At 56.9% G+C, this 14,537-nt stretch carries 16 protein-coding genes; 8 read left to right on the forward strand and 8 right to left on the reverse strand.

All coding sequences use genetic code 11. The annotated features are described in order from the left end of the window. Positions 1–85: 85 nt before the first annotated feature. Positions 86–1,207, reverse strand: a complete 1,122-nt coding sequence (locus tag Absy_RS09745; RefSeq protein ID WP_048854566.1) for an ABC transporter ATP-binding protein — start codon at positions 1,205–1,207, stop codon at positions 86–88. Between the two features lie 72 nt (positions 1,208–1,279). On the opposite strand from Absy_RS09745, the gene Absy_RS09750 reads away from it, so the two are divergent. From Absy_RS09750 to Absy_RS09775, 6 genes are all read left to right on the forward strand, one after another. Continuing rightward, positions 1,280–1,582 (forward strand): hypothetical protein, encoded by a 303-nt coding sequence (locus Absy_RS09750; RefSeq protein WP_048854567.1) that lies wholly within the window; start codon positions 1,280–1,282, stop codon positions 1,580–1,582. Between the two features lie 40 nt (positions 1,583–1,622). Further along, positions 1,623–2,048, forward strand: coding sequence for a phage holin family protein (locus tag Absy_RS09755; protein WP_048854568.1), 426 nt, complete (start codon positions 1,623–1,625; stop codon positions 2,046–2,048). Positions 2,049–2,182: 134 nt separating this feature from the next. Further along, entirely contained in the window at positions 2,183–2,677 is a 495-nt protein-coding gene (locus Absy_RS09760; RefSeq protein ID WP_048854569.1) for a MarR family winged helix-turn-helix transcriptional regulator, read from the forward strand. Positions 2,678–2,699: 22 nt separating this feature from the next. Continuing rightward, a complete protein-coding gene (locus tag Absy_RS09765) occupies positions 2,700–2,894 on the forward strand; it encodes a DUF1656 domain-containing protein (RefSeq protein ID WP_025827705.1) in 195 nt (64 codons plus the stop codon). A 26-nt stretch (positions 2,895–2,920) separates the two neighbouring features. After that, positions 2,921–3,832 (forward strand): efflux RND transporter periplasmic adaptor subunit, encoded by a 912-nt coding sequence (locus Absy_RS09770; protein WP_048854570.1) that lies wholly within the window; start codon positions 2,921–2,923, stop codon positions 3,830–3,832. Positions 3,833–3,854: 22 nt separating this feature from the next. Beyond that, complete coding sequence (locus Absy_RS09775; protein WP_048854571.1) at positions 3,855–5,369, forward strand: efflux transporter outer membrane subunit; 1,515 nt, start codon at positions 3,855–3,857, stop codon at positions 5,367–5,369. Positions 5,370–5,489: 120 nt separating this feature from the next. Here Absy_RS09775 and Absy_RS09780 read toward each other — a convergent pair whose 3' ends face one another. The 6 genes from Absy_RS09780 to hpnA all read right to left on the reverse strand — a co-directional run bounded on the left by Absy_RS09780 (position 5,490) and on the right by hpnA (position 11,817). Then, positions 5,490–6,215, reverse strand: a complete 726-nt coding sequence (locus tag Absy_RS09780; RefSeq protein ID WP_048854572.1) for a phosphorylase family protein — start codon at positions 6,213–6,215, stop codon at positions 5,490–5,492. Positions 6,216–6,336: 121 nt separating this feature from the next. Further along, a complete protein-coding gene (gene hpnE, locus Absy_RS09785; protein WP_048854573.1) occupies positions 6,337–7,635 on the reverse strand; it encodes a hydroxysqualene dehydroxylase HpnE in 1,299 nt (432 codons plus the stop codon). Between the two features lie 18 nt (positions 7,636–7,653). Next, positions 7,654–8,532, reverse strand: a complete 879-nt coding sequence (gene hpnD, locus Absy_RS09790; protein WP_048854582.1) for a presqualene diphosphate synthase HpnD — start codon at positions 8,530–8,532, stop codon at positions 7,654–7,656. Positions 8,533–8,630: 98 nt separating this feature from the next. Continuing rightward, positions 8,631–9,491 (reverse strand): squalene synthase HpnC, encoded by an 861-nt coding sequence (hpnC, locus tag Absy_RS09795; RefSeq protein ID WP_048854574.1) that lies wholly within the window; start codon positions 9,489–9,491, stop codon positions 8,631–8,633. A 99-nt stretch (positions 9,492–9,590) separates the two neighbouring features. After that, positions 9,591–10,805, reverse strand: a complete 1,215-nt coding sequence (locus Absy_RS09800; protein WP_048854575.1) for a glycosyltransferase — start codon at positions 10,803–10,805, stop codon at positions 9,591–9,593. Between the two features lie 16 nt (positions 10,806–10,821). Continuing rightward, positions 10,822–11,817, reverse strand: coding sequence for a hopanoid-associated sugar epimerase (gene hpnA / locus Absy_RS09805; RefSeq protein WP_048854576.1), 996 nt, complete (start codon positions 11,815–11,817; stop codon positions 10,822–10,824). 215 nt (positions 11,818–12,032) lie between these two features. On the opposite strand from hpnA, the gene Absy_RS09810 reads away from it, so the two are divergent. Next, positions 12,033–13,103, forward strand: a complete 1,071-nt coding sequence (locus tag Absy_RS09810) for a lysylphosphatidylglycerol synthase domain-containing protein (RefSeq protein WP_048854577.1) — start codon at positions 12,033–12,035, stop codon at positions 13,101–13,103. Continuing rightward, on the forward strand, positions 13,104–14,006 hold the full coding sequence (locus Absy_RS09815) for a prephenate dehydrogenase/arogenate dehydrogenase family protein (RefSeq protein ID WP_371861704.1): 903 nt from the start codon (positions 13,104–13,106) through the stop codon (positions 14,004–14,006). A gap of 7 nt (positions 14,007–14,013) precedes the next feature. On the opposite strand, the gene Absy_RS09820 is transcribed toward Absy_RS09815, so the two are convergent. Next, a partial coding sequence (locus tag Absy_RS09820) for a tetratricopeptide repeat protein (protein WP_048854578.1) occupies positions 14,014–14,537 on the reverse strand: 524 nt, incomplete at its 5' end.

Genomic DNA, 14,537 nt, shown 5'->3' on the forward strand with positions numbered 1-14,537 from the left:
CCTGCTGGGTGTCGTCAGGAATGGGAGAGAGAACAGGGGAAACCTCATACATCATTATAAACAGGCAACTGCTGCCAGCCTAAATCTAGCTGGTTTTTTTATCCATCGGAAAGGCTGTTGCATTCCGTGTTTGCCATGCAAGCAAGGCGGGACGACCGGCATTTAATTCACGCTGCGTATGCACTGGTGGGCGATTAACGGTTACTTCCATACCATCGCGCAGGCGCATCCGCATGATAATGGTGTGGCCAAGGTGGTGGGCGGAAACAAGGGTGCAGGGTAGGTCGCCTGCTTCGGCCATATTATCAGGCTCACCCTGCCTCGGAAAGAGAACGGACAGTCGATCCGGCAAAATGCATATGCTGGCCAGATCATGCTCCTGCAAATCCATGTCCGCCATGGCTTCCACGGTTTCGCCCGATGGAAGGCGGAGCTCTGCTACGTCATCATCTATACGCAGGACCTTGCCGGTCAGAATATTGGCTTCTCCCAGAGCCTGGGCAACGGCGGGTGTGGCCGGGCGGTTCAGCAGGGTGGGAGCATCTGCCAGTTGGAGCAGATGGCCATTGTCCATCACGCCAATGGTGTTGGCGGCCATAAAGGCTTCGGTGCGGTCACGCGTGAGGAACAGGGATGTCAGGCCGATTGCTTGGCGGAGTCGTTCCAAAAAAGCCAGAGAGCGTTTTACGGCCTGTGGTGGCATGTCTGCGAAGGGCTGGTTCAGCACGAGCAGATCTGGAGAGGTGACCAGAGCGCGGGCCAGAGCCACCCGGAAAGCCTGTTCGGCAGTTAATGTGCGAGGCAGAGCGGTGCGCACGGCGTCCAGCCCCATAAGAGCAAGCACTTCTGTCAGCCTGCGGTTGATTTCTGCTGTGGGTAAGGTGCCCGCCACGCGTAGGGGGAACAGAATATTGTCCGTTACACAAAGGTGCGCAAACAGTGGAGCATGGGGGCCAATGGTGGCAATTCCCCGCTTGCCTTGTGGGCGGGAGCCAACATCTGTTCCACAGATGTTTATTTGCCCCATAGACTGCTGACGCCCTGCCAGAATTTCGGTCAGGGTGGTCAGGTCCTGCGGAGTACTGCCAATGCCAAGCAGGGCAATGCACTGGCCTGTTGCAAGGCGTAAGGCCAAGGGACGCGCGCCGGGCAGGACCGTAAAATCGGTAAGCGTTAAAGCCGGGGGTGAGCCATGCGCGGGCGGCATGCAACTATGTCCTTTTTTGTGGGTTAAAAGGGTGTTGTAATTTAAAACGATAAAGTCAACGAGGTTTGTTTCATGTCATCAGATAAAATCAAAGACGTTCAACACGCTGGCGAAGTGGCAGCAGACACCGCACGTGAGGAACTGGAAGCTGTTAAGGCGCATATCGAACGCCTTGTTACACAACATATTGTTCCAGCATTGGGCCGTGCAGGCGGCAAAGCCGGAGATCTGACAGAACAGGCAGTTGCCAACGCGCGCGAACTGGCCGATCATACGCGCAACGATCTTGCAAAGCGTACAGGTAATCGCTCGTCCTGGTTGTCCATTGCCATTTCTGGCGTGGTAGGCTTTATCATCGGGCGCTTGTCTCGCTGACGTTTTGCGCGTCATCTGAACGAAGGTAGCTCCAGAGCCCATGCGCATCTTTGATCTTGGTAAATCCGCCCTATCTGCCCAATCCTCGCTGATGCAGCAGATGGCCATTCGTTACGGTCGTCAGGCCGCTTTTTTGATCATGGCTGCGGTGTTTGGCCTGTTTGCCCTGATTACAGGGCATGGGCTGCTCTGGATTCTACTCGTGTTTGTTGGTCACTTCGGACCGGTTGGTGCATCTTTTACGGTTTTCGGGCTGGATGTGCTGGCAGCTCTGGTGTGCATTATGTTCGGCCGCCGCTCTTACCTGACAACGGATGAAGTGGAAGCCCGAATCATGCGTGACCGCTGCATGACCCAAATGCGCGACTCCGTAACCATGGCTGCCGTGACCGCTACGGTCGCAACCGCAGTTGGCCGCGGTGGTACTCGCAAAGTGTGGGATATTGTGCGCGGTAAAAAGGACTGAATCTGTCCAGTCTAGCTTAAACCATAGGTTCCATTCCAAATTTGCATTGGCGCGCTGGATTGTTTCTGTAAATGATAGCGGCAGTCTTTTGTGAGCGTGCAAATTTTTTGTATGCTCGCTAGTGTGAGCAGTGAATGGAACTTGAGCATAATCCTGTTGTGGCCAACGAGACCCGCCGGTCATTCGGTTACCGGCTGGCTCGACTTGCGTCTATGTGGCGACGGGAAATTGATGCCGATTTACGGGTATTCGGCCTGACCGATGCCACGTGGCGTCCCATTTATTATCTCAATTTTTCATCTTCCTCCATGCGCCAGACTGATCTGGCCCGCTCCCTTTCGCTCGAAGCTCCGTCTCTGGTGCGGCTTTTGGATGTGCTGGAAAAGCGTGGTTACGTTGTGCGCGAAACGGATGAGGAAGACCGACGCTCCAAGCTTGTCAGCATTACAGCACAAGGGCGGGAAGTGGCGGCTTTGGTCAGCAGGGTCGCTGATCAGGTCACGGCCCGGCTTATGAATGGTGTATCCGACGTGGAGTTGGAAGAGTGCTGCGGTGTTCTCGATCGGGTGGAGCAGGCTGCTCAGGCCCATAAAGAGAGCGCTGATGCTGATAAGAGGGACGCGCGATAATGCTTGTGTCCAAGGCGGTGTCATGCTGACGGAATTCAATCTTTTTGGTGTCTTTATGGCACCTATTGTTGTGTATGCGTTGGCAGCACTCCCCCTGACCATGTGTATTCGGTTTGCGTTGTGGTGGAGCGGCCTGCTGGGCTGGTTCTGGCATATCGCCCTGTTTGAAGTTTCGCTCTACGTCTGCATTCTTTGTCTGCTGATCCTCTACGTCTGACCTGAAAAGGCTTTTGAGTCTCTGCGATGCCCCTACTGCGCACCCTGATACGAGTTGTTCTGACCCTTGCGGTCGTCTCTCTTGCGATTGTTCTGGGGATTACTCTCTGGAACGTCTACATGATCGCCCCCTGGACCCGTGACGGGCGTGTGCGTGTTTATGTGGTCGATGTAGCCCCCGAAGTTTCTGGCACCGTGGTCCAGATTCCAGTGGTGGATAACCAGTTTGTGCACAAGGGCGATCCGCTTTTTGTGCTGGACCCGGTCCGTTTCCGCCTGGCAATCCGCGAAGCACAGGCCCGGCTTGATGGTGCGCTGGAAGACCTGAAGCTGAAACGCAACGATGCCAAGCGCCGTATGGGGCTGGGGGGCATTGTCTCGGCGGAAGAGCAGGAAGTGTTTAACTCCAATGTGGCAACACAGATAGCGGCGGTCGATGCCGCACGTGCCGCACTGGATGTGGCCAAGCTGAACCTGCAACGCTCGGTTCTGTATTCTCCAGTCAATGGTTATGTTACCAACCTCAACCTGCGGGTGGGGGATTACGCGGCTGCCAGTCAGGCCCGCATGGCGGTGATCGATGCTGATTCCTACTGGGTTTATGGCTACTTTGAAGAAACCAAGATGTGGGGTGTGCACGTAGGCGATGTCGCCCGTGTTAAACTCATGGGTTACAAGCCAATACTGACCGGGCATGTGGTCAGCATTGCGCGTGGTATTAACGATACCAATGGAACGCCAGACAAGTTGGGCCTGCAGGATGTGAATCCGATCTTTACGTGGGTGCGTCTGGCCCAGCGTATTCCTGTACGTATCCATCTTGATCATGTGCCTGACAGTGTCACACTCGCTGCAGGGATGACGGCAACGGTCAGCGTTGGGCCTGAGCCAACAGGGCGCAGGGGTAAGCTGACCACCTGGCTGCAAGACCATCTCTGAGCGTGGGCCAAGGATAAAACGCATGAAGGCTCGCCGTTGCCTGGGGTTATGTGCCGCAACAAGCATGTTGCTCTCCGCCTGTACCGTTGGGCCCAACTATCAGCCTGACCGTATGAAGTTGCCCGCCCAGTTCAAGGAGGCAGCGGAAGAGCACGTTGCCACCGCTGAAGAGATTGAGCGCACAAACAAGGAAATGGTCGAGTGGTGGTCTTTATTCAAAGACCCCCTGCTTACCCAGCTTGTTCAGGATGCCATTAAGGGTAACTACGACCTACAGATTGCCGGGCAGCGCATTCTGGCAGAACGGGCCATGCGTGACCGCTCTGCCGCGCAATGGTACCCGCAGATGGACGCCAATATGGGTGGCGGGGATGTCCGCTATTCGCTGAATATCGATAACTGGCCAATCCGTCCGGGTAATCCGCAGAACAGGCCAGAAGCATCCATGCTGACCTATGGTGCCACAGCATCGTGGGAAATTGATATGTTTGGCCGTATCCGGCGGGATGTGGAAGCGCGTGAACATGCGGTGGAAGCAACCATAGAAGCCCGCCGTGCGGTGCTGATGGGGCTTTTGTCCGAGCTGGCATCGGACTATATGCTTTTGCGCGTTACACAGTTGCAGATCCAGATTGCAACCGACAACATTCGTGTTGCTAAGGATGCTGTGGATCTGACCAACAAACTGTATCTGGAAGGCGTGGGTAACACCCTGCAGATCGCGCAGGCACAAGCGGAACTGGATGCCCAGATTGCCGCGCGTGAGCCGCTTAAAACACGGGTTTCTCAGGTAACCCATGCGATTGCGGTGCTGCTGGGCAAAATGCCGGGTGAACTGGAAGACCAGCTTAAGCAGCAGCGTCCGTTACCGGTAGTGCCGGAGTTCCCTGCTGTTCTGCCATCTGTTGTTATTGCCAATCGGCCGGATGTACGGATGGCGGAGCGGCGCTATGCTGTTGCAACAGCGCAGATTGGTGTTGCTGTTGCCAGCCTGTACCCGCACTTTGTTGTGCCTCTGACATTTAACCCCAATGCGTCGGCCATGTATCAGGCATTTCAGGTGAATGCCATGAGCTGGCAGTTCATGTTCATGGCCAGCCTGCCGCTTATGCATGGTGGTAAAATGACGTCTGAAGTCCGGGCAGCGCAGGCTTCGGCGGAAGCAGCACGGCTGACCTACCGTCAGACTGTTCTGACTGCCTTTAAGGAAGTCGAAGACTCCATGGCAGCATGGCATGATGATATTGAATATGCTGAACAACTGCACAAAGCTGCGGAAGATAGTGCGACTGCCAGCGATCGGGCACGCAAGCTTTATGGGGCCGGTCTGGTTGGCTTTTTGGAAGTGCTGACCACTGAACGCACAACATTGAACGCCCAGAATATGGAAGCTTTGGCACGTCTGGAACGCCTGCGGGATGCAGTTAATCTTTACACGGCTTTAGGCGCGGGGTGGAAAGGTGTTGCCCTGACCAATTCGACCTTGCCTGTTTCGCTGCAAACGCAAAATATTCTGGCTAGAGCTTTCTCGCAGTAAAGCAGCTGGTTTCAGCAATATTTTCTGCCCGTCCGGCATGTGCGCCGGACGGGCTTTTTTTATGTTCGGGTGTGGGCGCAGGAGTAGGGAATGCGGGGGCTGCGGGCAGTAATGGGGCTGTCAGCCTTTGCTGGCTTGCATGGTAAATTGCTTGAAGGCTGGTCGGTTTTCCTGCTGGTGCAAAAAATGCAGCATGGCTTTACGCGCCAATCCTGCATCCCGACCCAGATTGATAAGCCCGCCGATTTGGGAAGGATGGCGGAGGAGGGAGCGGAGTAGCAACCCAAGTTTAAGCCCGCCATCGGGGGAGAGGACGCAGGCTGTTACAGGGGGCAGGGAGCGCGTAGCAGGGTCGCAGACCACACGCAGGACCGCAATGGGTAAACCGGCTTCCTGTGCCGCCTGAGCCAGAAAGCCGCTTTCCATATCCAATGCCGCACAATGCGAACTGGCAAATAGTTCTGCTTTGTGCCGCGCCTCAAGCACGACATCATCATGATGCAGCAATGGAGCACTTATGGTGCCTTGCTGATCTCCACCAAGGATATGGCGTAAAATAGGGTCGCAAGGCCATGTGTTGCCCCATGCTTCAACAGCGGTGGGGATAACCAGTGTTCCGGGGGGCAACGCTGGGTCGAGCCCTGCGGCCAATCCAAAAGATAACAGGCAATCTGCGCCACATGCTGCCAGTCTGCGCGCTTCTTTTTGCGCGCCTGTGCGTGTTGCTCCACTTGCGGCAATGGCGGCATGGGGGAACACACCGCGGATAAGCTGTGCTTCTGCCTTAAGACCAACCAGAATGCCCGGACGGGTTGGCGCTGATTGCGTGGTTTTGAGCTGTGTCATGGTTTAGGCCCCCAAAAAGAGACGCGGCAGGTTGCATGGCTTTCGGTGTGCAGGAAGAGACATGCTGCCAAAGCCCTGAAGAACAAGCCCGTAAACTATGATCATGCGGGCGTGTACTAGGTTAGGATGGTGTTTTAAGCCCCAGTGCCTGCACCGCATGTATACCTGAGCGCATAGCCCCTTCCAGAGTGGCGGGCAGGCCGGTGTTGGTCCAGTCTCCCGCTAAAGCCAGATTGACCAGTGGGGTGGCGGAACCCGGTCTGCGGCGGTTTTGTTCGGGCGTTGCAGCAAATGTTGCACGTTTTTCCCATACAATGCGCTGTGCATCAGGTGTTTCGGGCAAAGGTTGTTCCAGCGTTGCATCGCAAGCGCTGCGGAGTTCCTGCCAGATTGTGCGGGCCAGTTCCTCATGGTCGTGTTTGGCGTAGCGGTTGGCTGCACTGACCGTGACGGACAGAATATTCCCGCGCAGAAAAACCCATTCGGTAACTCCGCCAATAACGCCCATAAAACCACATTGCGCAAAAGAACCTGTGGGGTGTGGCGCATCTGCCAGCCGGAAATGCAGGTTAAGAATGCTCTCAAAGGCATTGGGCGTCATCAAGCCTGCCATATGCGGGCTTAGCAGGGTTTCGGCAACAGGGGCGGTAACGGCTACAATGACTTTATCATGCTCGGCGAGGGCAATACTGTCCTGTGCGGTGTGCAGTGCCGTCACGCGGCCTTTTGCTACATCCAACCCGATAATGCGGCTTTGGGTGCGCACTTCGGCATTCATGGTGTTGAGGTAGGCAACCGCTGGGTCCACAAGGGTTTCGGATAATCCGTCGCGCGCAAACCATGGGATGCAGGCGTGCCCGCCGAGAGAAAGGGATTCCCGCACAACAGCACCAAGGAGTGCTGCACTTCCTGTATCGCTCAGAGTATTCAGGGCGGAAATGGAAAAAGGTTCAAGGAGCCTGCGGGTAAAGGCACCAGGGAGCAGGCAGTCTGCCACAGTTGCCTGCCCTTTTGCCCGGATAAGGCGGTAAAGGCTTTGCAGTTCGGGCAGGCGCATGTCCGGTACGCGGCGATGTGGCTGAAAAACCCACAAGGGGAGCCGCCCGCGGGACAGGTCCAGTGTCCAGCGTGCATCTTCTGCCAGGTCAACAAACGGAAAAATTGGTTGGCCGGGACCGCTTAATGTGTCCAGAGCACCAGTGATGCCAAGGTAGCGGAAGACCGTACTGTTGGCGGAGAGCAGCAGGTGGTTGCCATTATCTATCCGGCAATCAAGGTGCCGGTCATGGTAGGAGCGGGCGCGTCCACCGCATGAGCGCCCGGCCTCGTGGACGATAACACGTGTACCAGTCCCCGCAACATCGACTGCCGCGGCCAGTCCGGCCATGCCACCGCCAATAATATGTAGAGTACCTACCATACCGTTTTGTGCCGTTTGTTAGGGTATATAGGAAAGGGCAAACCATTTGGCTTTGCCAATAAGGGAGGTATGTGGCCGGTTGCGCAGCACAGAAGCTCCCCATCCCCGTTTGCACAGAGCTTTAAGGATGGATTCATAGCTTGCACCCATAATGCGCGCAGCCAGCATGGAGCGGGGCTGGCAGAGCTTCATGGTTGCGAACGCGGTACGGAAGTGGTCCTGCGCACGGGCAGCCATAACGCGGGCAACCTGTTCCAGACCTGGGGCAAACAGGGCTTGCACCGGGTCTTTGGGAACATCAAACCGTTCCAGAAGGTCTGCGGGCAGGTACAGACGGCCACGGGCGGCATCCTCGGGAATATCGCGCAGGATGTTGGTAATCTGTAAGGCACGACCCAGATGGTAAGCCACGGCGTTACCATTTTCCGAGCTATCACCAAAAATACGGACAGACAGGCGGCCTACGGCAGAGGCGACCCGGTCACAGTACAGGTCCAGCGTTTTTTCGTCCGGTGCAACAATGGCGGTCTGGGTATCCATGAGCATACCGTCGATCACGGCATCAAAATCCGCCTGTTGCAGGGAGAAGAAGTTGATGGCCGCCAGCAGAACACGGTCCAGTGCTTCTGTCGGCGGAAAAGCCCGCTCTGCATATAGTTCGGCAACGCGCTGGTGCCAGTCTTCCAGCCCTTTGGTGCGTTCCGCCAGCGGGGTATTGCCGTCTGCAATATCGTCCACCACGCGGCAGAACGCATAAATGGCGTACATGCCATAGCGCCGCATGGGCGGGAGAATGCGCATACCAGCGGCAAAGGAGGTTCCAGCCTGTTTGACGGTGCTTTCCACCCAGGCAAGATCAGCAGGATCGCATCCGAGCGGAGTCGGCTTGTCGTGCATCTGGATGTTTACGGCTGTCACGCGCTTTTCACCTGTTTATTCGTCAAGATTGAAAGAGAACGGGTCTCTTTTTACAGAACTTTCACCATTCGGGAAGGTCATGCCCATGCCCGCAGGGCCGCAATCGCTGCATGAATGACGTCCGGCTTACGCAGGGCAACACGGCCTGCCAGCGGATCTTCACGCCGTAGGCGTTGTGTCAGGCGGTGTGCCAGTTCCACAATGGCAGCGCATTCCATACGGAAGCGCCGGTCCCTAATGTGGGCAGGCAGTGCACTGGCCTGCTGGTTAAGGGCATCCACACCATCAAGCAGGGTGTTAAAAACCCGGCGCATGGCAGGGCTGGTGCGGCCTGCAAGCAGGTCTTCTGCTTTTGTACCGGCCTGCTGCATCAGGTCGGCGGGCATGTAACAGCGTTTAAGACGTTCCAGATCTTTGGCGCAGTCCTGCAAATGGTTTAGAATCTGCAAGGACGTACACAGAGCATCGGATGGACCGAAGGCAGCATGGTCCTCATTATGCAGGCAGATCAGGTAGCGCCCTACCGGGTTGGCGGAGTATTTGCAGTAGTGCAGCAGGTCATCCCATGTACGGTATTCATGACCGCGTGAATCATCGCGAAAAGCGATCAGCAGATCGGTTGCGGTTTCAAACGGAACATGGGTTTGTAGCAGGGAGGCCCGCAGTCGCGCTGCGCTCAGCGCATCGGGCCGGTTAATGGCACTGCGCTGGCCGTTGAGCACCTCCTCCATGGCGTTAAGCCGGATAATTTTCTCTTCGGGGGAGAGGGTTTCGCAGTCTGCTATGTCGTCAATAACACGGGCATAGGCATAATAGGCATGAACATGCGGGCGCAGCTTGCGGCTGAGCAGCAGGGACCCTACGGGAAAATTCTCATCAGACGCCCCCTTGCCGGATGAAACGTCAGCTTTTCCCCAGATGTGTGTATCGTCAGTCATGCCATGCCACGCTCAAATCAAAGGAACCCCAAGGGTTTACATGAGGCTGCCTGCCGTGCCTATCCCTTAATCGGGGGAGGAGGCGGCAGGTTAAAAAGCTTAGCCGCCGGGGATCTGTTTTTTCTGCTCTGGTGGGGTGGAACTGGTTCGGCCATTGTTGGGAATGGCCTCTGTATAGGCGCGGTTCTTCCATACCACGCCATGTCCTAGGTGGTGGTTAAGGGCAGAACCAACCGTTGCCGCAGTATAAAAGCCAGCAATAAACGGCAGTCCCAGCGCCCAAAGGGGAGAAAGCCGAAAACGCCGAAGTGTGGGGACAAAGGACAGGGTGGAGGTCAGCCACACGACCACGCCAATCCACTGTGCTGTTCCGTGGGCGAACAAGGCCAGCGCCAGTGGCGTAATCCAGACCACCAGCATGGCCAGAACGGTCAGAACAAGCAGCGTGCTTGAAAAATGGAGCTGCACATAAGCCGTGCGGGTGATCATCCGCCATATATCCATAGCGGTAGGGTAGGGGCGGATGGAGCGGGCCAGGCAGGAATGCCCCAGGTAAAGCCGCCCACCAGCCTGTTTAACGCACGATGCTAAGGTGCAATCGTCAATCAGGGCACCCTTAAGGGCCTGTATGCCCCCGATCTGGCGCAGCATATCGCGCCGGAGCAGAATGGTGCCACCAGCAGCGCCAGCGGTTTTATCCTGCGGATTGTTGACCTTGGCAAATGGGTAGAGCAGCGTAAAAAAGAAAACAAAGGCCGGGACCAGTGCCCGTTCGGCCAGTGTTTCGCACTGGAGTTCCACCATTTCGGAAACCATGTGCAGCCTGTCTGCCTGAGCCTTGGCGACCAGTGTGGCAATGTGGTCTGGCGCATGAATAATATCGGCATCGGTCAGGAACAGGTAGCCACTACCATGCGGGGTTTGCCGTTCTGCTTCGTCCACCCCCTGCGCCACGGCCCAGAGTTTGCCACTCCACCCCGGTTCAGGGGTAGCTCCGTCCAGTACGGTAAGTCTGTTGTGCGGGTCGGGCAGTGCACGGGCCAGTGTGCCGGTGCCATCCGTGCTGCGGTCATTGACCAGAATGATCGAAAGAGCGCCTGAATAATCCTGCTTTAACAGGGAACCCACGGCTGCTGTAATGGAAGGGGCTTCGTCCCGTGCGGGCACCACAACTGTTACATCGGGGGCAATGTTGGTCTGTGCTTCCGGCACGGGGGCAGGCTGGAGTATTGGACCCGCCTGCCAGAAATGCCCGTGGCAGAAAATAAGGCCTACCCAGATTATGGCGCATATAATAGCCAGAGCCAGAATCATGCCGGGTAGTCTCCTCTTATTTGAGCATTCCGTTGTTGCGGAACCATGTAATGGCGTCTTCTACGGCCTTGCGGGCCGGGCGGGGGGCATAGCCCAGTTCATGAATGGCTTTTTCTGAGGAAAAAAACATTTTCTTGCGGGACATGGCGAGCATCTCCCGCGTAACGCGGGGTGAAAAACCAAAAGCGCGGGACATCCATTCGGATACAACAGCCACGGGCCAGATGACCTCCTGCGGCAGGCTTATTTTGGGTGGCGGCACATGTGCAATTTCCGACACCATGGCAAACAGGTCGCGCAGCAGATAGTTCTCGCCACCCAGAATATATTTTTCGCCAATTTTGCCGCGTTCCAGTGCAAGGGCATGGCCTTCGGCCACATCATCGACATGCACAATGTTCACGCCTGTATCCACATAAGCGGGCATACGGCCTGCGGCACAGTCCAGAATCATCTGGCCGGTAGGGGTGGGCTTGATGTCGCGCGGGCCAACGGGTGTGGAGGGGTTTACAATAACGGCAGGCAAATTCTGGTCACGCACAAGACGCAGGACTTCCTGTTCCGCACGGTATTTGGAGCGTTTGTAAATGCCAATAACGGCATGTTCTTCCACCGGGGTTTTTTCATCCGCAATGGAGCCATCGCCGATCAGGCCAAGAGCGGCAACGGAGGAACAATAGACAATCCGTTCCACGCCCGCTTTTTGCGCGGCCAGCATAAGCAGGCGTGTACCTTCCACGTTGGCGGTCATCATGGGGCCGGGGTCAGGTACCCACAGTCGGTAGTCGGCAGCAACGTGGAACACATACCGGCAGCCTGCGACCGCGCGCGCAAATGTGTCCGGTCGGGACAGATCGCCTTCTACCAACTCGGCTGGAATGTCTGCAATGTTCCTGCGGTCGCTTCCTTCGCGCACCATCAGGCGCAGGGAATGGCCACGTTCCAGCAGTGTGCGAGCCACGGCGGAACCGACAAAACCAGTTGCGCCGGTTACGAGCGTATGAGCAGTCATGAAGGATGCGCTCCCGGTAGAGGGCTGAAAGAAAACAGGTGTTGGGCGTTAATCCCGAACGGCTGGTTTGTTTCTTTATCCTGACACCCGAGGTGGCGCCAGACCCCGTGGTAGTGTAAGGGGGCGGAACATTCACACATGCGCCCGGTCAGGATTCAATTAAGCTTACAGGCTTGATGGAGCCGCGAGCGTAACAGGCGGACAGAGCTGAGGCCTTGAAGAAGCTTACGGTTTTTCTCACTTTTCTTGGGCTCGTGGTCGTTACGGCTGCAATGGCGTGGAGCGGTTTCGATTCCGTTCTGCGTGCTGTTATGCGTATTGGTCTGGGCGGCTTTCTGCTTATGGTATGCTGCCAGCTGGCTGTGGACGGTGTTCTGGGCATGGCGTGGCACGCCGCTTTTCCAGAAATTGGATATATGCGTCTGCTGCTTGCCCGCATGGTGCGGGATGCCGCTGCGACCTGCCTGCCATTTTCGCAGGTTGGGGGCATTGTTATTGGTATTCGCGCCACCTGTTCGGGTCATGGCGTGCATCGCGCATCCGACAGGGAGGTGGAACTGCCTGAGGCAGCCTGTGCCAATCTGGTTGATATTACAACAGAAGTCATGGGGCAGGTGGCATTTGTGCTGCTTGGCGTTGCCTGTCTGGTAGCACACCAGCGTTCCAGCCCGTTTGTGGTGCCGGTTGTGGGGGGGACCCTCTTCCTGATCGCGGGGACCGCTGGCTTTATCTGGACCCAGACGCATGGCGGCAATCTGTTCCGCAAGTTTGGTGGCATGTTTACCCGTAGTCTGGCCACGCAATGGCGGGACAGTATTCTGGCTGGTGCGGATAACCTGCAAGAACGCATGGAGGCCGCCTGGAGCCGCCCGTGGCATATCTGCCGCTCGGCGTCCTACCATCTGCTGGGTTGGCTGGGCAGTGCTGGCATGTTGTGGCTGACCGCGCGGTTTTTGGGTGCTCCGCTCAGCTTTTCCGGTGCGGTGGCGGTAGAGGGTGTTACGTGCGCTATTATGTCGGTCGGGTTTTTGGTGCCCGGTAGTCTGGGGGTGCAGGAAGGTGCCTATATGGCTCTGGGGCACGCCTTTGGCATAGATGCTTCCTTGTCCCTTGGTATTTCCCTACTGCGCCGCGGGCGGGAAATCATGATCGGCATTCCTGTTCTGCTGCTCTGGCAGTTTATGGAGATGCGGGGGCTGCGCCGTAACGCCCCGCCACAGGCAGCGGCGAGCCAGAATGAGACAATAGGGTATTCTCCCTCTTCCAACGCCGTGAAGGATAGCTGAGTGGTGGCTGACGCGCATCCTCCTGTTGTGTTTGATACGCTTGTGGTGGTGGGGCCGGGGCTGATTGGCTCCTCCGTGCTCCGTCGTGCCAAAACGTATGGCAATCTGGCCCGCAGGCTTATTGCTGTGGATAACAACCCGGATGTGTGCGCACGGGTGCTGGAATTAGGCATAGCAGATGAGGCAACGACCAATGGTGTTGCAGCTGTTGCGCAGGCGGACTGCGTAATGCTCTGCGTGCCGGTTGGTGCTATGGGGGCAGTTGCCGCGCAGCTTGTTCCTGCCATGAAGCCAGGAGCAGTCTTAACGGATGTAGGTTCCACAAAGGTTTCCGTAACCGAGGCCATAGCTCCCAGCCTGCGTGCGGATGTGCCTTATGTGCCAGCGCATCCTATGGCTGGTACGGAGTTTTCCGGCCCTGATGCAGGCTTGGTGGATCTGTTTGAAAACCGCTGGTGCCTGCTGACCCCGCTGGAAGCGACCACGGCAGAAGCATTGCAGCAGATCAGAACATTATGGACACGCTGCGGTGCACGCCTGCGGGAGATGACCCCCGCTCACCACGACCGCGTGTGTGCCATTGTAAGCCATCTGCCCCATCTGCTGGCCTTTACCATTTGTGGCACGGCCGATGATCTGGCGGGGGAAACACGTTCGGAAGTGCTGGATCTGGCAGCTTCCGGGTTCCGTGACTTTACGCGTATTGCAGCCTCTGACCCCATTATGTGGCGGGATATTTTTCTGGCTAACCGTGAGGCCCTGCTGGAAATGCTCGGGCGGTTCATGGAAGACGCTCAGGCCATGGCCCGTGCCATTCGATGGGGGGATGCGGACTATATTGTTAATAAAATTGAACGTGGCCGCGAAATCCGCAAAAGCCTGATTGAAAACAGGCAGGCTTAATGCCTGCTCAGGTTGGCTGACCAAACGCCTTGATGCGGAGGGAATCGAGCCGTTTGTGGGTTCGGTCCAGCATGGGGTTGAGTGTTGTGGCTTTCTGCCATGCCTTCAGTGCGGCCTGACCATCGTTCAGATGCTCTTCCACACTGGCAAGCAGACTCCAGCTTTCCGCATCATCCGCATCGCGGGCCAGAGATTCGCCAAGGTCTGCCACCGCCCCTTTGAGGTTCCCGGCCACAAGGCGCATCTGGGCACGGGTGCGCCATAGAATGGCCTGATCGGGCTGGAGCGCAAGGGCATCCCCTATGTCCTCTACTGCGTCATCCGGTTTATCGGATGTCAGGTCTTTTTCTGCCCTGCGGACCAGTAGCTGCGTGGTGGGGGAGAGGTGGGCGCTCCGCAGGACTTCCAGCCTGCTTTGCACAAGGTGGGCCTCGTCCGGGGTTTGCGCCTGCGCCAGATGCTTGACCAGCGTGGCAATCTGCCCTGCTGCTGTGCCTGTGCCTGTGCCTGTGCCTGTGCCTGTGCCTGTGC

It is taken from the genome of Acetobacter syzygii (assembly GCF_000964225.1).
Lineage (GTDB): Bacteria > Pseudomonadota > Alphaproteobacteria > Acetobacterales > Acetobacteraceae > Acetobacter > Acetobacter syzygii.